Annotated in this window: 13 protein-coding genes; 9 read left to right on the forward strand and 4 right to left on the reverse strand. The window is 42.4% G+C overall.

Annotated features, from left to right (window positions below):
• The first annotated feature begins 5 nt into the window (after nucleotides 1-5).
• The 9 genes from AB5443_RS02990 (at nucleotide 6) to AB5443_RS03030 (ending at nucleotide 16,654) form a co-directional block, all read left to right on the forward strand.
• Complete coding sequence (locus AB5443_RS02990; RefSeq protein WP_022139621.1) at nucleotides 6-3,149, forward strand: TonB-dependent receptor; 3,144 nt, start codon at nucleotides 6-8, stop codon at nucleotides 3,147-3,149.
• A gap of 15 nt (nucleotides 3,150-3,164) precedes the next feature.
• Nucleotides 3,165-4,829 carry a RagB/SusD family nutrient uptake outer membrane protein gene (locus AB5443_RS02995; protein ID WP_022139622.1) on the forward strand — a complete coding sequence of 555 codons (1,665 nt, stop codon included), beginning with the start codon at nucleotides 3,165-3,167 and terminating at the stop codon, nucleotides 4,827-4,829.
• A gap of 204 nt (nucleotides 4,830-5,033) precedes the next feature.
• Nucleotides 5,034-6,320: a DUF4995 domain-containing protein gene (locus AB5443_RS03000; RefSeq protein ID WP_368113220.1), complete on the forward strand. Its 1,287-nt coding sequence runs from the start codon at nucleotides 5,034-5,036 to the stop codon at nucleotides 6,318-6,320.
• 28 nt (nucleotides 6,321-6,348) lie between these two features.
• The gene (gene hepC / locus AB5443_RS03005; protein ID WP_368113221.1) at nucleotides 6,349-8,349 is read left to right on the forward strand and encodes a heparin-sulfate lyase HepC; all 2,001 of its coding nucleotides are present in this window, start codon (nucleotides 6,349-6,351) and stop codon (nucleotides 8,347-8,349) included.
• Between the two features lie 162 nt (nucleotides 8,350-8,511).
• Nucleotides 8,512-10,122, forward strand: a complete 1,611-nt coding sequence (locus AB5443_RS03010) for a sulfatase (protein ID WP_277134830.1) — start codon at nucleotides 8,512-8,514, stop codon at nucleotides 10,120-10,122.
• A gap of 16 nt (nucleotides 10,123-10,138) precedes the next feature.
• Nucleotides 10,139-11,767, forward strand: coding sequence for a Tat pathway signal sequence (locus AB5443_RS03015; protein WP_368113222.1), 1,629 nt, complete (start codon nucleotides 10,139-10,141; stop codon nucleotides 11,765-11,767).
• A gap of 29 nt (nucleotides 11,768-11,796) precedes the next feature.
• Nucleotides 11,797-12,768, forward strand: a complete 972-nt coding sequence (locus AB5443_RS03020; protein ID WP_368113223.1) for an ROK family protein — start codon at nucleotides 11,797-11,799, stop codon at nucleotides 12,766-12,768.
• A complete protein-coding gene (locus AB5443_RS03025) occupies nucleotides 12,765-14,033 on the forward strand; it encodes a sugar MFS transporter (protein ID WP_195407968.1) in 1,269 nt (422 codons plus the stop codon). Before AB5443_RS03020 ends, AB5443_RS03025 begins: the two co-directional genes overlap by 4 nt.
• 2 nt (nucleotides 14,034-14,035) lie before the next feature.
• Nucleotides 14,036-16,654, forward strand: coding sequence for a DUF4962 domain-containing protein (locus tag AB5443_RS03030; RefSeq protein ID WP_368113224.1), 2,619 nt, complete (start codon nucleotides 14,036-14,038; stop codon nucleotides 16,652-16,654).
• Between the two features lie 92 nt (nucleotides 16,655-16,746).
• Here the strand turns inward: AB5443_RS03030 and AB5443_RS03035 are convergent, their stop codons facing one another.
• The 4 genes from AB5443_RS03035 to AB5443_RS03050 all read right to left on the reverse strand — a co-directional run bounded on the left by AB5443_RS03035 (nucleotide 16,747) and on the right by AB5443_RS03050 (nucleotide 19,402).
• The gene (locus AB5443_RS03035) at nucleotides 16,747-17,028 is read right to left on the reverse strand and encodes a virulence protein (RefSeq protein ID WP_167963578.1); all 282 of its coding nucleotides are present in this window, start codon (nucleotides 17,026-17,028) and stop codon (nucleotides 16,747-16,749) included.
• Nucleotides 17,016-17,210 (reverse strand): transcriptional regulator, encoded by a 195-nt coding sequence (locus tag AB5443_RS03040; RefSeq protein WP_368113225.1) that lies wholly within the window; start codon nucleotides 17,208-17,210, stop codon nucleotides 17,016-17,018. The genes AB5443_RS03035 and AB5443_RS03040 overlap by 13 nt, the downstream gene beginning before the upstream one ends.
• Before the next feature lie 63 nt (nucleotides 17,211-17,273).
• Nucleotides 17,274-18,749: a hypothetical protein gene (locus AB5443_RS03045; protein ID WP_368113226.1), complete on the reverse strand. Its 1,476-nt coding sequence runs from the start codon at nucleotides 18,747-18,749 to the stop codon at nucleotides 17,274-17,276.
• An 11-nt stretch (nucleotides 18,750-18,760) separates the two neighbouring features.
• A complete protein-coding gene (locus tag AB5443_RS03050; protein ID WP_368113227.1) occupies nucleotides 18,761-19,402 on the reverse strand; it encodes a hypothetical protein in 642 nt (213 codons plus the stop codon).
• Nucleotides 19,403-19,410 lie beyond the last annotated feature (8 nt).

Raw genomic sequence — 19,410 nt, forward strand, 5'->3', positions numbered from 1 at the left:
CAATTATGTATAAATCAACAAATCATACACTGAGCAAAAGAGGGTACACTACCCTCTTAGCTCTCCTAATCTCAATAATCACATTTGCTCAAAATGTGACTGTAAAGGGAGTAGTTTACGATGAAACAAATATGCCCCTTATTGGTGCGACCGTCCAAGTAAAAGGTGGACAAGCAGGAGCTGCAACTGACTTAGATGGTAACTTTACTATTAAAGCTGCTAAAAATTCAGTACTTACTATTAGTTATATCGGTTATTTGACACAAGAAGTAAAGCTACAAGGAAAAACGCAAATTTCCATTAAACTAGTGCCAGACAATAAAACACTGGACGAAGTAGTGGTAGTAGGTTATGGAAGCATGAAGAAAGGCGACTTGACAGGATCTGTTTCTTCTGTTGCAGCTAAAGCAATCGAAGGCTTCAAAACCGGTTCTGTAGTAGAAACATTAGGAGGTCAGATTGCAGGTGTTCAAATCACTCAATCAGATGGTACCCCGGGTTCCAGCTTTGATATTAAAATTCGTGGTGTCGGAACTGTAAATGGAGACTCTGCCCCATTATTTATTGTAGACGGTTTTGAAGTAGCCAATATTGACTATCTAGCTAACTCCGACATTGAAAAAATCGATGTATTGAAAGATGCATCAGCCGCAGCCATCTATGGTGCACGTGCCGCTAATGGTGTCGTATTGGTAACAACTAAGTCTGGAAAAGAAGGAAAACCTGTAATTACTTACAACGGTTCTGCTAGTTATCGTGTTATTGCCAAACAATTAGATTTGATCAGTCCATACGAATTCGTGCAATTACAGGTCGATAAAAATAAAGAAAGATACGAAAAGACTTACTATCAAGCAGGTACTGATCCTGCAACAGGAGAACCTTATCGTTACCAAACAATTGAAGACTATTTAACCGAGCCTGGAATAGACTGGCAAGATGAAGCATTCAAGCCTACATGGTCACAAGACCATAGTATAAGTATTATGGGTGGAACAAAAGAGAGCAAATATGCTGCATCTTTCTCTCATTACAATGAAAATGGTATTTTCTCTAATAGTGGTTTTAAGAAAACAACTGGAAAATTACGCATTGACCAAACACTGACAAAAGCTATTTCGTTCAATGCCACAATCAACTATTCCAACATGGTCAGAGATGGTATTGGTACCTCAGGTACTTCCGGTTCTCTTAATGTACTTGCCAATTTGTTACGTGCACGCCCTACCGGTGGTAATAAATATACCAATGAGCAACTTTTAAATTCAGCATTTGACCCACTTGAAATAGAATTAGACCCGTCAAGTAGCCAAATCAACCCTATCAAACAATCAGAAGCAGTAACTGATCATAGATTAGTTGAGTTATGGGGTGCAAACGCAGCTGTTAATATAAAACTAACAAAAGATCTCGTATTCAAAACCTCCGCTACTTATAATACAACCAATACCCGAAGAGATGTATTCTACGGTGAAGATTCAAGTCAAGCTTACAGAACAGGTGGAGTTTATGGAAATACTCAAATGCAAAAAGACCTTCGTTGGCAAAGTAGTAATACACTGACATACAAAAAGAAAATTAATAAAATCCATGCCCTTGATGTCATGCTTGGACATGAGTTCTCATATAGAAGTAACGAGTATTTAAAAGGTGAAGCCAGAGATTTCCCGGTCAATTTAGGAAATGACAATTTAGGAATGGGAGCTACGCCTAGTATAGTAACAACATATAAAGAAGAAAACAAACGATTGTCTTTCTTTGCCCGTGGACAATACAATCTGAACAATCGCTATTTATTAACTGCTACTATCCGTGCAGATGGTTCGACTGTATTCTCAACAAACAACAAATGGGGTGTATTTCCTGCATTCTCTGCTGCATGGCGTATATCTGAAGAGAAATTTATGAAGAACATCACGCCTGTTTCCAATCTGAAATTGCGTCTCGGATGGGGTACAGTAGGTAACGACCGTATTGCCAACTATCTTTCTATGGATTTATATACCATGGGGAAATATGGTATAGGCAATAAACAAACGACTGTACTTTATCCTAAACAACTCGCAAATAAAGATTTGAGATGGGAAGGCTCAACAACCACGAATTTAGGTATTGATTTAGGCCTTTTCAATAACCGTGTTAGTGTAACTGCCGACTTTTTTATAAAAAACACAAAAGACTTATTACTGGCACAGGAATTAGCTTATGTTAGTGGATTTGGTCAACAATGGAAAAATGTCGGTAAAGTTCAAAATAAAGGTATTGAATTAAGTTTAAATACTACCAACATACAGACCCGTGATTTCAACTGGCAAACAGACTTCAATATTTCTTTTGTAAGAAATAAAGTTAAGTCTTTGCAGGAAGGAGCATCAGAGATACTTTCTGCAACGAAATTTAATACAAACTTCAAAGGATACGACTATGTCTCATATGTAGGTCAATCATTAGGTCAGATGTATGGATATGTATTTGACGGAGTGTATCAGAATTCTGATTTTAACCAAACACCAAGTGGAATGGTATTGAAACCTGGAATCACGGATATCAGTAATCATGCAGGTGAAGCCGTTCGCCCCGGAATGGTAAAATATAAGGATATAGATGGTGATGGTGTGATAACAGAGAATGACCGTACGGTTATCGGTAATGGTCAACCTAAATGGTATGGTGGTATTACCAACACTTTCAAATATAAAGGAGTCGATTTTAGCTTCTTATTCCAATTCAGTTATGGTAACGATGTGTATAACGCAACACGTATGTTCAGTACTCAATCACAAGACGAACGTGCCAACCAACTGAAAGAAGTAGCAGACCGATGGACTCCGACACATGCTTCTAACCGCGTACCTGCCCTTGATGGATATGTTAAGTATGAACTGTATTCACGCTTCATAGAAGATGGTTCATTCCTGCGATTAAAAAACATAACATTAGGATATACTTTACCTGCGAAATGGACGAAAAAAGCATATATCAACCGTGTACGTGTTTATACTACCGCACAAAACCTATTCTGTATCACCAAATATACAGGATACGATCCGGAAGTCAACATGAAAAACAGTCCGTTAATGCCCGGATTCGACTGGGGAGCTTATCCTAAGAGCAAAGCTTTTACATTTGGTGTCGAAGTTCAATTTTAAATAAAAGCAAAGACAATGAAAAATCTTAAATATTATATTCTCACATTAGCTTGTATATTAGGTTTTACATCTTGTTCTTTAGATGAAACCAATTATACAGAAGTAGGAAAAGATAATTATATGAAGGATGCATCAGAAGCACAAAATGTACTTCTGGGAATATATCGTAATATGATAGATGAAGGAATGTACAAGTACAATTTATCACTATTATTTACAATTCCTACTGATATAGCGAAAGGACCGGGGAATTCAACAGATGGTCTTCGTTTAGTACCAGCAAATGCATATGGTAGCAATCAAAGTGACGTACAATTAACGTGGGCAAGCCTATATGCCGGGGTCTATTGTGCAAACGACTTCCTTGAAGCATTACAGCAGAAAATACAAACTTATGATGAAAAGAACTATAAGTTAGCAGTAATATATATGGCAGAAGCACGTGCCTTACGCGCCCTTCATTATTTTGAATTAGTACGTTGGTTCAGAAATATAGCTTTAATAACAAATACAAGCCAATCCTACTTGCCACCTTCTGAATATACTCAAGCAAATCCGATAGATGTATATAAATACATTGAAGAAGATCTGCTATATGCAATCGACAATCTGCCCTATGCAGTAGACGACAATTTACGTTCAAACAGCAGCTTCCGCCTTTCAAAAGGTTCAGCACTAGGATTGTTAACCAAAGTGTATGCAACATGGGCAAGCGAAGATGATACTAAATGGGAAAAAGCAGCTCAAACTGCGAAAGTTTTAATTGAATCAGGAAAACATCATCTTTTAAGCGAATATGATCAACTCTGGAAAAACACTTGTAATGGAATTTGGGATCCTGCAGAAAGTTTAATTGAAATTAGCTTCTATGCTCCAAACTCATCAGTAAACTCATATGGTCGTATTGGAAAATGGAATGGCGTATCTGCCACAGGAATTAGAAGCGGGCGAAATGCAGGAAACTGGAGAGTTATACCGACTTTCCTACGCGACTGGAAAGACCGTGATAAAGATCTAAGAGCATATATTTCTGTGGCAGACTACAATTATACCGGAGGAAGCAAAAGAGGGGTTATCAAAGACCAACCTAACATAACTTTTGAAGATATAATCAAAGATGATGCCAAAGATAGCCAAAGAAAAACTTATGTTGATGGAATGTTCCCTGCTAAATGGGACACAGAATTATATGTTAGTGACGAAAACTACTTAATTGATCAAAATTATTCCAATATCAATTGGTATGTACTGAGATACGCAGACGTATTGTTACTTTACGCTGAAGCATTGAACGAATGGAAAGGTAGCCCCACTCCCGAAGCCTATACTGCTATTAATATGGTACGTCGACGTGGTTTCGGTACAGATGTCAATACCCCAAATAGCCAAGCTGATTTATCAGGATTGGATGGAACTGCATTCCGAAAAGCAGTACGTGACGAGCGTGCTTATGAATTAGCATTCGAAGGACATCGCCGTCAAGATTTGATCCGTTGGGGAATCTACTATGATGCTATTCAAAACACACAATCAGAGTTATCCAGTTGGTGTCAATCATTAGGAACCCTTTATATTTGTTCACAATATACACAAAAGAATAAACATGAGTTACTTCCTATCCCACTGCGTGACATGTCATTGCTCAAACAGTTTGATCAAAATCCAGGCTGGGGAAAATAAGTAATTTCTCTTTAAAATAAAAGGTTTAATCCTCTCCAATATGCCCCTAACCAAGGCGTATTGGAGAATATTAAAACCTTTTTCAACAAAATCGAAACTGGAAGAGCAGGGTTCAAACACCTTTTGGACAATCCTGCAACGCAAAGTCAAGCCTTTCCGCTACTTTTGTATCAGTTACAAAACTTCTAAAAACAATCACTTAAAATGAATAACATGAAAAAGAAACTTGTTCTCTTTGCTTCGGTTACTATCGCACTCGCATCGTGCCAGACAGCTCCAAAGGAAGACTACAGTTGGATTAAAAAAGGACTGGATGTAGCTTCTGCACAATTACAACTTTCAGCAGAAGAAGTTGACGGTACAGGTCAGCTCCCACGTTCCATCCGTACTGGTTATGACATGAATTTCCTTTGCCGCCAGTTGGAAAGAGATTCACTGACATTTAAAGATTCACTTCGCGCACAACCGACCGCAGAACAATTGGGCAAACGCCGTCTTTGTGGCGTTCATGACTGGACAAGCGGTTTCTTCCCCGGCTCTTTGTGGTACGCATACGAGCTGACAGGAAACGACACACTGAAAGCGGAAGCTATTCAATATACTAATCTTCTGAATCCGGTACGCTATTATAAAGGTACACACGATTTAGGGTTTATGATTAACTGTAGTTATGGTAACGCAGAGCGTCTTGCACCCAATGACACTATCGCAGCAGTGATGAGAGAAACAGCCGACAATCTGTGCGGACGTTTCAACGATTCTATCGGTGCTATCCGTTCTTGGGATTTCGGTACATGGAACTTCCCGGTTATCATTGACAATATGATGAATCTTGACCTGCTGTTCAACGTAGCCAAAGCAACGGGTGACAGCAGATATAAAGATGTTGCCATCAAACATGCCATGACTACCATGCACAATCACTTCCGTCCCGACTATACCTGCTGGCATGTAGTGAGCTACAACAACGACGGAACTGTTGAACGCAAGCAAACTCACCAAGGTAAGAACGATGATTCTTCATGGGCACGCGGTCAAGCATGGGCTGTATATGGCTACACAGCTTGTTACCGTGAAACAAACGACAGCACTTTCCTGAACTTCGCTATCAAAGTAGCTGATATGATTATGGATCGCGTAAAAACAGACGATGCTATCCCCTACTGGGATTACGATGCTCCTGTGACTGAAGAAACTCCGCGTGATGCATCTGCCGCTTCTGTCACCGCTTCTGCCTTGATTGAACTAAGCACAATGGTTCCTGATGGTAAGAAATACCTGGATTATGCTGAAAAAATTCTGAAGAGTTTGTCAAGTGATGCATACCTGGCAAAAGTCGGCGACAACCAGGGATTCATCCTGATGCACTCTGTAGGTTCACTGCCTAACGGTTCTGAAATTGACACTCCGCTGAATTATGCTGACTACTACTATTTGGAAGCATTGAAGAGATTCATGGACTTGAAAGGCATCAACTACAAAAATATCTAAGACATAAAATCATAATACCGAATCTATCATGAATAAAATTTTAAAGTATATCCTTTTGCTGGCAATTGCTTGTTTTGCAGGTAAAGTTAGCGCCCAGGAGTTGAAAAGCGAAGTATTTTCACTTCTCAACCTCGATTACCCGGGACTGGAAAAAGTAAAAGCCTTGCATCAGGAAGGTAAAGACGAAGATGCCGCAAAAGCATTGCTCGACTACTACCGTGCACGCACCAACGTGAAAACTCCGGATATTAACCTGAAAAAAGTTACTATCGGCAAAGAAGAACAGCAGTGGGCAGACGACGCACTGAAGCATACCTTCTTCGTTCACAAAGGTTATCAGCCTTCTTACAATTACGGAGAAGACATCAACTGGCAATACTGGCCGGTAAAAGACAACGAACTTCGCTGGCAGCTTCACCGTCACAAATGGTTCACTCCGATGGGTAAGGCTTACCGTGTATCCGGTGACGAGAAATACGCCAAAGAATGGGCACACCAATACATCGACTGGATTAAAAAGAATCCGTTGGTGAAGATGGACAAGAAAGAATATGAAATGGTAAGCAACGGAAAAATCAAAGGTGAAGTAGAAAATGTACGTTTCGCATGGCGTCCACTGGAAGTGAGCAACCGTCTGCAAGACCAGACTTCACAGTTCCAGTTGTTCCTGCCTTCTCCTTCTTTCACTCCGGACTTCCTGACTGAATTCCTAGTGAACTACCACAAACATGCCGTACATATCTTAGGTAACTACTCCGACAAGGGTAATCACCTGTTGTTTGAAGCTCAGCGTATGATTTATGCAGGCGCTTTCTTCCCGGAATTCAAAGATGCTCCGGCTTGGAGAAAGAGTGGTATCGATATCCTGAACCGTGAAATTCACGTACAGGTATATGAAGACGGCGGTCAGTTTGAGCTCGACCCTCACTATCACCTTGCTGCTATCAATATTTTCTGCAAAGCATTAGGAATTGCAGATGTAAACGGATTCCGCAAGGAATTCCCGCAAGATTATCTGGATACAATCGAAAGCATGATTATGTTCTATGCAAACATTTCTTTCCCGGATTACACAAACCCATGTTTCAGCGACGCCAAGTTGACAACTAAGAAAGAAATGGTGAAGAACTACAAAGCGTGGAGTAAACTGTTCCCGAAAAACCAGGCTATCAAGTACTTTGCAACAGAAGGTAAAGAGGGCGCATTGCCGGATTATATGTCTAAGGGATTCCTGAAATCAGGTTTCTTCGTATTCCGTAATTCCTGGGGAATGGATGCTACTCAAATGGTAGTAAAAGCAGGTCCGAAAGCATTCTGGCACTGTCAGCCGGACAACGGTACATTCGAACTTTGGTTCAATGGCAAGAACTTGTTCCCGGATTCCGGTTCGTATGTATATGCAGGCGAAGGCGAAGTGATGGAACAACGCAACTGGCATCGTCAGACTTGTGTACACAACACTGTAACCCTGAACAACAAGAATCTGGATACAACAGAATCAGTTACCAAACTGTGGCAGCCGGAAGGTGCCATCCAGACTTTGGTTACCGAAAACCCGAGTTACAAGAACTTGAAGCATCGTCGTTCCGTATTCTTCGTTGATAACACTTACTTTGTAATTGTGGACGAAATGGCAGGCAGCGCCAAAGGTTCTATCAATCTTCATTACCAAATGCCGAAAGGCGAAATCGCCAACAGCCGCGAAGACATGACATTCCTTACTCAGTTTGAGGATGGAAGCAACATGAAACTGCAATGTTTCGGTCCTGACGGTATGAGCATGAAGAAAGAACCGGGATGGTGTTCAACTGCTTACCGCAAACGTTACAAACGTATGAACGTATCATTCAACGTAAGAAAAGACGGAGAAGAAGCTGTACGTTATATCACTGTCATCTATCCTGTTAAGAAAAGCGCAGATGCCCCTAAATTTGCTGCTAAATTCAAGAACAAAGCGTTCGATGAAAACGGATTGGAAGTAGAAGTGAAAGTAAATGGAAAGAAACAGTCACTAAAATATAAACTCTGATAAAAAGACATTGATCAATGTCCATCAGAGCGTAGCGAAGAATCTCCTCTCTACGTTATAAAGAGAGGAGATTTTTCGTCACTACGCATCCCCTGAATGACAGTCATATCCGGCTATTATTCGTTTATTAGTATCACATTCTCCTCAAAAAGACTCTTTATTATGAGAAACTATCCCTCTACCCTACTCCTTCCATTGGCTGCATTAAGCCTTGCTTCCTGCGGCAATCAGAAGAAAGAAGAAACTAAACGACCGAACATCATCTTTATGATGACGGACGACCATACCACCCAAGCCATGTCCTGCTATGGCGGAAACTTGATTCAGACTCCCAACATGGATCGGATTGCCAACGAAGGTATCCGTTTCGACAACTGTTATGCAGTCAACGCCCTCTCCGGCCCTTCACGTGCTTGTATCCTTACCGGTAAATTCAGTCATGAAAATGGTTTCACCGATAACGCAAGTACATTCAACGGTGACCAGCAGACATTCCCCAAGCTTCTCCAACAAGCCGGATACCAGACTGCCATGATTGGTAAATGGCATCTTATCAGTGAACCGCAAGGGTTCGATCATTGGAGCATCCTTAGCGGTCAGCATGAACAGGGAGATTACTACGACCCTGACTTTTGGGAAGACGGCAAGCATATCGTAGAAAAAGGATATGCGACGGATATTATCACTGATAAAGCCATTGAATTTCTCGAAGGCCGGGATAAGAACAAACCGTTCTGTATGATGTATCACCAGAAAGCTCCGCATCGTAACTGGATGCCTGCTCCCCGTTACCTGGGTATCTTCAACAATACTACTTTCCCCGAGCCCGCCAACCTATTCGACGATTACGAAGGACGCGGAAGGGCAGCGCGCGAACAGGATATGTCCATCGAGCACACGCTGACCGATGATTGGGATCTCAAGCTACTGACCCGCGAAGAGATGTTGAAAGATACGACAAACCGTCTTTACAGCGTATATAAGCGTATGCCTGCCGAAGTACAGGACAAATGGGATTCTGTATATGCACAACGTATCGCAGAATATCGCAAAGGCGACCTGAAAGGCAAAGCATTAATCAGTTGGAAATATCAACAGTATATGCGCGACTATCTGGCTACTACATTAGCAGTAGATGAAAATATCGGCCGACTGATGAATTATCTTGAAAAAATCGGTGAACTGGACAACACAATCATTGTCTACACTTCCGACCAGGGTTTCTTCCTCGGCGAACACGGCTGGTTTGACAAACGCTTCATGTATGAAGAATGTCAGCGTATGCCGCTTATCATCCGCTATCCGAAGGCTATCAAGGCAGGAAGCACAAGCAACGCCATCAGCATGAACGTAGACTTTGCCCCTACTTTCCTCGACTTTGCCGGAGTGGAAATCCCGTCTGATATCCAAGGCGCATCCTTGAAACCGATATTGGCAAACGAAGGCAAAACTCCCTCCGACTGGCGAAAGGCTGCTTATTACCATTACTACGAATATCCGGCTGAACATTCCGTAAAACGTCATTACGGTATCCGTACCCAGGATTTCAAACTTATCCATTTCTACAACGATATAGATGAATGGGAAATGTACGACATGAAAGCCGACCCGAGAGAAATGAACAACGTCTTCGGTAAACCGGAATATGCAGAAAAACAAAAAGAATTGATGCAACTCCTTCAGGATACCCAAAAACAATATAACGACAGCGACCCCGATGAAAAAGAGAAAGTCCTTTTCAAAGGAGACCGTCGACAAATGAAAAACAGATAAACTAATTACTAAAACCATGGATAGAAGAAAGTTTTTAAAAAACACAGGCTGGTCTTTCCTCGGATTGGCAGCTTCAGGCAGTTTACTAGGTTCTTGTGCACCAGGAAGCAAGGATGCCAAGAAAATCATGCCATCGGCAAGCAACCTCAAAATGTATTGGGGTGACTTACACAACCACTGTAACATCACATACGGACACGGCGACATGCGCGATGCTTTTGAAGCAGCGAAAGGACAATTGGATTTTGTAAGTGTAACCCCTCATGCCATGTGGCCGGATATTCCCGGAGCAGATGACCCTCGTCTGAAATGGGTAATCGACTACCACACGGGGGCTTTCAAACGTCTGCGTGAAGGCGGTTACGAGAAATATGTAAAAATGACGAATGAGTACAACAAGGAAGGTGAATTCCTGACTTTCGTAGGATACGAAGCTCATAGCATGGAACATGGCGACCATGTCGCACTGAACTACGACCTGGATGCGCCGCTTGTAGAATGTACTTCTATCGAAGACTGGAAAGAAAAAGCTAAAGGACACAAAGTATTCGTTACTCCGCACCACATGGGTTATCAGGGCGGTTATCGCGGTTACAACTGGAATTGCTTTACTGAAGGTGACATTACTCCCTTCGTAGAAATGTATTCCCGCCACGGTCTGGCAGAAAGCGACCAGGGAGACTATCCTTATCTGCATGATATGGGCCCCCGTCAATGGGAAGGAACTATCCAGTACGGTCTTGAACTAGGTAACAAATTCGGTATTATGGCTTCCACCGACCAGCACTCCGGTTATCCGGGAAGTTATGGCGACGGACGTATCGGCGTACTGGCTCCGTCACTGACCCGTGACGCTATCTGGGAAGCACTCCGCACCCGTCACGTATGCGCTGCGACAGGTGATAAGATCCTTATAGATTTCCGTCTGAACGATGCTCTTATGGGAGATGTAGTCCGTGGCAACAGCCGTCGCATCTATCTGAACGTAACAGGTGAAAGCTGTATCGACTATGTAGATATTGTTAAGAACGGCCAGATTCTGGCTCGCATGAACGGCCCGTTGACTCCGGTTGCCCCGGAAGGCGATACGGTACGTTGCAAGGTTAAAGTGGATTTCGGTTGGAACCGTGAAGAGCAATACGTACATTGGCAAGGCAAATTGTCATTAGACAAAGGACAGCTCCATAGCGTGACTCCTTGTTTCCGTGGCGCAGCCTTCACTTCTCCTCAGGAAGGTGAGACTGAATTCCACACACACGTCAACCGTATATTGTCTGTTGGCGACAAGGAAACCGAACTGGATATGTATAGCAGCAAGAATCCGAATACGACAACTGCGGCTATGCAAGCTGTAATTCTTGACGTGGAGATGCCGAAAGACGGTAAGATTATCGCAGAGTTCAACGGCAAGAAGTTTGAACATACATTGGGCGAACTGCTTGAAGGTTCACGTTCACACTTTATGATAGGCTGGTTGAGCGAAGCAATCCTCTTCAACCGTGCCATGCCGGAAAGCTGCTTTACAGTAGAACACTATATGGAAGACAAAGAGCCTCAACGCGATACGGATTATTACTATGTACGCGCCCGCCAACGTGACGGACAATGGGCTTGGAGTTCACCGATTTGGGCAGAAAGAGTGTGATTTTCAAGTATTAAATATTACTTAGTGATATGGAAAAAGAATACGCTATAGGAATTGACCTTGGCGGAACTTCTGTGAAATACGCCCTTATTGATAATGAAGGCGTATTTCATTTTCAAGGGAAGTTACCGTCGAAAGCCGATGTATCAGCCGAAGCTGTCATCGGGCAGTTGGTTGCCGCCATCAATGAAGTGAAAGCTTTTGCATCAAAGCAAGAGTTCAAGATTGACGGTATAGGAATCGGGACACCGGGTATCGTGGATTGTACGAACCGCATCGTTTTGGGTGGAGCGGAAAACATCAAAGGATGGGAGAATCTGCATTTGGCAGACCGCATTGAAACAGAAACCGGAATCCCTGCTTTATTGGGAAATGATGCCAATCTGATGGGATTGGGCGAAACCATGTACGGAGCCGGTCAGGGCGCCACTCATGTTGTTTTCCTAACCGTAGGAACGGGTATCGGTGGCGCAGTGGTTATCGACGGTAAACTGTTCAATGGTTATGCCAATCGGGGAACGGAATTGGGACATGTGCCTTTAATTGCCAATGGTGAACCTTGTGCCTGTGGTTCTGTCGGCTGTCTGGAACATTATGCTTCGACTTCGGCTTTGGTACGCCGTTTCAGCCAGCGAATAGCGGAAGCGGGTATCTCTTATCCGAATGACGAAATCAACGGAGAACTGATTGTCCGCCTTTACAAAGAGGGCGACAGCATTGCCACCGAATCACTGGAAGAACATTGTGATTTTCTGGGACATGGAATTGCCGGATTTATCAATATCTTCAGCCCGCAAAAGGTTGTAATCGGCGGCGGACTTTCTGAAGCCGGAGACTTCTATATCCGGAAAGTCAGTGAGAAAGCTCACCGCTATGCCATCTCCGACTGTGCCGTGAATACGGAAATCATGGCTGCCGGCTTAGGCAACAAAGCCGGAAGTATCGGAGCCGCCTCACTTGTATTTACTCAATTTTCCGCTCCCAATCTAATTAAATTATGAAAAGAAATTTAGGAATGCTGGCGCTGATTATGGCGTTCTGGTTCACCATCTCATTTATTACTAATATCCTGGGACCACTCATTCCGGACATTATTCACAATTTCAACCTGAGCGATCTGGCGATGGCGGGATTTATCCCGACTTCTTTTTTCCTGGCTTACGCCATCATGTCCATCCCTGCCGGACTGCTGATCGACCGTTTCGGTGAAAAGCCCGTACTATTCGGCGGATTCCTGATGCCGTTTATCGGAACTATCCTCTTTGCCTGCATGCACACATATCCGATATTACTGGCTTCTTCTTTTATCATCGGACTGGGAATGGCTATGTTGCAAACCGTATTGAATCCGCTTCAACGCACCGTAGGCGGAGAGGAAAACTACGCATTCGTCGCCGAACTGGCACAATTCATGTTTGGAATCGCTTCCTTCCTGAGCCCATTGGTATATACATACCTGATTCGGGAACTCGATCCTGTGACTTATACGGCCGGAAAAGGTTTCTTTATTGATTTGCTGGCCGATGTCACTCCGAGAGAAATGCCCTGGGTATCTCTTTACTGGTTGTTTGCCTTGATTCTGCTAGTCATGTTGATTGCTGTCAGCGTATCCCGCTTCCCGAAAATCGAATTGAAAGAAGACGAGAAAAGCGGTTCAAAAGATTCATATCTGGCATTATTCAAGCAGAAATATGTATGGCTGTTCTTTCTGGGAATCTTCTGCTATGTGAGCACGGAACAGGGAACTTCTATCTTTATGAGTACGTTTCTCGAACAATATCACGGGGTAAATCCTCAAACTGACGGCGCACAGGCAGTGAGCTATTTTTGGGGCTTGATGACTGCCGGATGCCTGGTAGGTATGGTGTTACTGAAACTGATTGACAGCAAGCGATTGTTACAACTCTCCGGAGTATTGACTATTGTATTGTTGCTCTCTGCGCTGTTCGGAAGCAAGGAAGTATCATTAATTGCTTTTCCTGCTATCGGGTTCAGCATTTCGATGATGTTTTCTATCGTATTCTCACTGGCATTGAACTCAGCATCGCAACATCACGGTTCCTTTGCCGGTATCCTGTGTTCGGCAATCGTAGGCGGAGCAGGCGGCCCGATGATTGTCAGTACGATAGCGGATGCTACTTCCCTTCGTACAGGTATGCTGTTCATCCTCGTTTTTGCAGGATACATTACCTTTATCGGTTTTTGGGCTCGCCCGTTGATCAACAATAAGACAGTGAAACTGAAAGAGCTGTTTAAAAAAGTATGATTATGAAACAACGAACCTATATTCTCCTATTGTTCTCTCTCTTGCTGTCTGCAAACGGATATGCGCAAAAGGGCATCATGCATCCAAGTCAACAGACACTGATGCACGAAGTCCGCGAAACGCCTTCCCCACTGGATGGACAGCATATTGCAGTCAATCCCCCACGCTTTATGTGGCCGGACAAATTTCCTCACCTTGGTGCCGTACTTGACGGTGTAGAAGAAGAGGACTTCAAACCGGAAGTGACTTACCGCATCCGTATTGCACGCGATCCGGAATTTAAGTCTGAGGTGATTACTGCCGAAAGGAAGTGGGCTTTCTTCAATCCTTTCAAATTGTTCGAGAAAGGGAAATGGTATTGGCAACATGCCTATGTAGATAAAAACGGCAAAGAAGAGTGGTCGCCTGTTTATCATTTCTATGTAGATGACCAGACACGTACTTTCAACCCGCCTTCACTACAAGAAGTATTGACTAAATTACCCCAAAACCACCCCCGTATTCTGCTCGATGCCAACGACTGGGATAACATTATCGAACGGAATAAGAATAATCCGGAAGCACAGGCGTATATCACGAAGGCAAACAAATGCCTGAATCATCCGCTGAAACATTTGGAAGAAGAGATTGATACGACACAGGTTGTCAAACTGACAAATATTGTGCAGTATCGTTCTGCCCTGATTCGTGAAAGCCGGAAGATTGTAGACCGCGAAGAAGCGAATATCGAAGCAATGGTACGTGCTTATTTGCTGACTAAAGATGAGGTGTATTATAAAGAGGGTGTCAAACGCCTTTCCGAAATCCTTTCATGGAAAAACAGTAAATACTTTGCAGGGGACTTCAACCGTTCCACTATCCTGTCTATGAGTACTTCGGCTTATGACGCATGGTATAACCTGCTGACACCGGAAGAAAAAAAGCTACTTTTAGGAACTATCCGCGACAACGGCAAGAAGTTCTATCACGAATACGTCAACCATCTTGAAAATCGTATTGCGGACAATCATGTCTGGCAAATGACTTTCCGTATTCTGAATATGGCGGCCTTTGCTACGTACGGAGAACTCCCGATGTCTTCTACCTGGGTAGATTATTGCTACAATGAATGGGTATCCCGTCTGCCGGGACTTAACACCGACGGTGGATGGCACAACGGTGATTCTTATTTCCATGTCAATCTCCGTACATTAATTGAAGTTCCCGCTTTCTACTCACGTATCAGCGGATTCGATTTTTTTGCCGACCCTTGGTATAATAATAACGCACTTTATGTTATTTACCAGCAACCGCCTTTCTCGAAATCTGCCGGACAAGGTAACTCACATGAAACGAAGATGAAACCGAATGGTACACGAGTAGGTTACGCAGACGCATTGGCGCGTGAATGTAACAACCCTTGGGCAGCCGCTTATGCACGCACGATATTGGAAAAAGAACCGGATATTATGAAGAAAACATTCTTAGGAAAATCCGGTGACCTTACCTGGTATCGCTGTACTACCAAAAAGTCTTTGCCTGAAGAGGAACACTCATTGGCAGAACTTCCCATGGCAAAAGTATTCAACGAAACGGGAATTGCAACAATGCATACTTCTCTGGGAGATATAGCCAAGAACGCAATGCTTTCATTCCGCTCCAGTCCTTACGGCTCTACTTCTCATGCGCTTGCCAATCAGAATGCTTTCAACACATTCTATGATGGAAAAGCAATCTTCTACAGCAGCGGACACCGTACCGGATTCACGGACGATCATTGTATGTATTCCTATCGTAACACACGTGCGCACAATAGTATCCTGGTCAACGGAATGACACAGAAAATCGGGACAGAAGGATACGGATGGATTCCACGCTGGTATGAAGGGGAAAAGATTTCATATATGGTCGGAGATGCTTCCAACGCTTATGGCAAAGTGACTTCTCCCCTATGGCTGAAACGCGGTGAACTGTCCGGCACTCAGTACACGCCTGAAAAAGGTTGGGACGAGAACAAAGTAGACATGTTCCGCCGCCACATCATCCAATTGGGGACTACCGGAGTGTACGTAATCTATGATGAACTGGAAGGAAAAGAAGCTGTGACATGGAGTTATCTTCTGCATACGGTAGAACTTCCTATGGAAATGCAGGAACTACCTGATGAGGTAAAAGTTACCGGAAAGAATAAGGCCGGCGGTATATCCGTTGCTCATCTGTTCAGTTCAGCCAAGACAGAACAAGCTATTGTAGATACTTTCTTCTGTGCTCCTACCAACTGGAAGAATGTGACGAATGCTCAGGGAAAAGCCCTGAAATATCCTAATCATTGGCATTTCTCCTCTACAACTGTTCCTTGCAAAACCGCCCGCTTCTTAACGGTTATGGACACACACGGGAACAACCGTTCGGACATGGAAGTGATTCGTAAATGCAATACCGTACAGGTAGGCAATTGGGTTATCACTTGTAATCTGACAGATAAAGGAAAGGCCGCTATCAGTGTCACCAATAAGGCTGAAAAGGTTTCCTTAAATTATGACGCAGGTAAAAAGGAAGGTGCGACGATTGTAACTGACCAGGTGGAAGGTAAACAAGTCAGCAAAATTCTGACGGACTATTTACCTGATTTTGAGATATAAGATAATAGTATTCAAATGAAAACAGGAGAGCTTATTATCACTCTCCTGTTTTTCCTATTCTTTCCTTTTTCAAAGTTCCTTCAATTCAATGGCTACGCATTCTTCACTATATCCGTAAAATCAGACCAGTTTTCTACTTTGTAACCTCTAATATCACGGACAGATTTTTTAAACCAATCTATTTTAGACAAGTCCATGATCGCTTTAATTACATTTCCCAAATCATCACTTTCGGTTAGATAAGTACTACCTTGCACCCAGTTAAAGCCATTTCGTCTTAAAACTTCCTTTATTTCAAAATAAGCATTATTGTAAGGTTCACCATAATGCTTTTTGAGATTCGAAATGACCATATCGAAACTTATTGCAAACATTCCTCTTCTTTTAGTGGTTTAAACAAATCTTCCTGCCCGAAAAAGATAACTCCCTCATCTGTCTTTGCAGAGATGACAATGCCAATAAAGGGATTGTTTTCAACCTCTATCACCGTTGCCGGCGTCCAGTCGGCAAGCATAGTCAAATCGGGTGATACTAATACTTTGTCTCCTACTTTCATAACGAGTTACCATTTAATTTATAAGAACAAAGATAAGTACTTAAATTTGCACAAACAAGTATTTTATGGATTATTACCCAACCAACATTCAACAATCGGCTGTTCATGCAAATAATCAGGCATACACATACCGGTAGTTGCTCCCATATAGGTGGGATCTGAAATTGAATAATATGCCCCTTTATACATATAACCACTTCCTCCAACCGGATGAGATAGTTTGACAGCAACACATTCATGCCCGGGATATTTAATTAAATGACAATCAAGCCCCAGTACATGTCTTAGCAAGTAAGCATAAAAAACAGCACGGTCTTCACAATCACATTGAGGATAATAAAGTAGTTCTTCCATAAAGAAAGGTTTCTCATAACCAAACTGTTGCCTATCTGTAGCATATCGAAATCCGTATTGAACAAATCTCAAAATAGCATTGACGGCATCCAGTTCATTCATATCACTTACCTGCAATTTGAGTTGTCCGACAATCCGGTTGCGCAATCCCGGTTGGAGAACAGACTTTGCATAACAAACAACGGACATTTGAGGATAATCAGACAACATTTTCATCAATGTTTCAGATACTGCACCGTCGATAGTCAACCTTCCATCCGTGATACTAAATTCCTTCGTTTCATTTACAGGCAAAGCGACAGGATTTCTAAATATCAAATCTACCACTCTACCATTATTAATATTCTCCGGTATTTCACAAGTCGAAACAATAGGTGTCTCTTCTTTCTGTCCTTTTTGCAAATCAAAATAGATATAATACTTTTCACCATTTATCTTAATAAACGGACATCCATACACCATTTGATTAAAAGGTATCAATAAAACAAACTGCTTTGCATCAGTAATGCCCAAACGTACATTATATCCCAAATGAACTAATAAGAAATGGATAAGTGCCATACGTGTTTCTACCGTAGTCTCACCAAAATCCTGTCTCACACAATACCGCACAAAATCAATCTTTAACCAATCATTAAAACCATAAATAGATGTAACGGATTGCACTTCAGACATCCATTCGGATCCAAAATGCTTTTTTTGTAACCGCTTCCAATAAGAAGCAACATCCGATGGAGAGCAGGAACCCAACACTTCCGCCTTCTCCAATTGTGGCAATTCAATTTCCAGATCATAAAAGATGTATACCTTTCTCTTATTCAAAGGCAAATGAGAAAACGATTTTAGTGGAACAACTGTATCATCCAATGAAACAGCGTCCGCAGCAGGAGCAACGTAAGGCTGCCAAATAACAGGCGATACTGATTTCCAAGAAAAGTCCACCTGTGGCATCCATTCAGGTTTAGGAGCCACAGTAGATATTTCTCCTTTAAAACTCTGAAATGATTTCCACACACCTTTCAAGTAGTCCGAATACTCGTCAAGCACACTATTTCGATGAATATCATAATGCGTTAGGACTTCTTTACGATACTCTTCAAATGACTGCTTTTTTCCCTGTTGAGCACCTGCTGTAATCATATAAATGGATAAAGTAAGTCCCACTAAAATCCGTTTTCCTTTCATTACAAACTTATTTATTCCTGTGCCTTAAATCCCTCTTTAATAAAGTCACTTATTTTACCTGCATACTTTTGTGCAGCCACAGATTCTTTCATTGCATTTTCATATGCACGTATACGTGCTTTTGTTGCCGCACTTTCACTGGCAACAAAATAACTTTGCATTTCAAATGTCCCATCCCCATTTTCACGGATAACAGTAAAGCTCGGTTCCAGCTCACCTTTTATTTCCTTTTCTACTTCACGTTCGTAAGCAGCATAAAAGTGTTCAAATTCACTAGTCCCTTCTGTCCCGTCACCGGAAATGTCTGAAACGACGCGCCCCTTTACATGACTGCCGGCTTTTTGTGCATAAGTAATTACGGCATTATTATATGCCATCTGCACACCTACGTTCTTGGATTTGAACTTTGATGCTACCCCAAGAACTTCTACCGCATCATCTCCCATCGTAGAAAGTCTGTCGAAATGTTTCAACAGCACCACGTCTGCACTTCGGGATGAGCCATAAATTTTCCAGTTTCCTTGTTTCAACTCTTTCTGTTTTGCTTTAAATTCTTTCTTTAAAGCTTTTTCCAATGCTTTATTCTGAGCATGAAGCTCAGTTGCTGATACTATTACTAATAGTGTCAACAAAAACGCAATAATCTTTTTCATAATTCTGT

This window comes from Bacteroides sp. RTP21281st1_H5_RTP21281_210402, assembly GCF_040918965.1.
GTDB classification, from domain to species: Bacteria; Bacteroidota; Bacteroidia; order Bacteroidales; family Bacteroidaceae; genus Bacteroides; species Bacteroides congonensis.

Bases quoted from the DNA above. Each gene is read 5' to 3' on its own strand.
- AB5443_RS02990 (WP_022139621.1), top strand. From the start codon at position 6: ATGTATAAATCAACAAATCATACACTGAGCAAAAGAGGGTACACTACC.
- AB5443_RS02995 (WP_022139622.1), top strand. From the start codon at position 3,165: ATGAAAAATCTTAAATATTATATTCTCACATTAGCTTGTATATTAGGT.
- AB5443_RS03000 (WP_368113220.1), top strand. From the start codon at position 5,034: ATGAATAACATGAAAAAGAAACTTGTTCTCTTTGCTTCGGTTACTATC.
- hepC (WP_368113221.1), top strand. From the start codon at position 6,349: ATGAATAAAATTTTAAAGTATATCCTTTTGCTGGCAATTGCTTGTTTT.
- AB5443_RS03010 (WP_277134830.1), top strand. From the start codon at position 8,512: ATGAGAAACTATCCCTCTACCCTACTCCTTCCATTGGCTGCATTAAGC.
- AB5443_RS03015 (WP_368113222.1), top strand. From the start codon at position 10,139: ATGGATAGAAGAAAGTTTTTAAAAAACACAGGCTGGTCTTTCCTCGGA.
- AB5443_RS03020 (WP_368113223.1), top strand. From the start codon at position 11,797: ATGGAAAAAGAATACGCTATAGGAATTGACCTTGGCGGAACTTCTGTG.
- AB5443_RS03025 (WP_195407968.1), top strand. From the start codon at position 12,765: ATGAAAAGAAATTTAGGAATGCTGGCGCTGATTATGGCGTTCTGGTTC.
- AB5443_RS03030 (WP_368113224.1), top strand. From the start codon at position 14,036: ATGAAACAACGAACCTATATTCTCCTATTGTTCTCTCTCTTGCTGTCT.
- AB5443_RS03035 (WP_167963578.1), bottom strand. From the start codon at position 17,028: ATGTTTGCAATAAGTTTCGATATGGTCATTTCGAATCTCAAAAAGCAT.
- AB5443_RS03040 (WP_368113225.1), bottom strand. From the start codon at position 17,210: ATGAAAGTAGGAGACAAAGTATTAGTATCACCCGATTTGACTATGCTT.
- AB5443_RS03045 (WP_368113226.1), bottom strand. From the start codon at position 18,749: ATGAAAGGAAAACGGATTTTAGTGGGACTTACTTTATCCATTTATATG.
- AB5443_RS03050 (WP_368113227.1), bottom strand. From the start codon at position 19,402: ATGAAAAAGATTATTGCGTTTTTGTTGACACTATTAGTAATAGTATCA.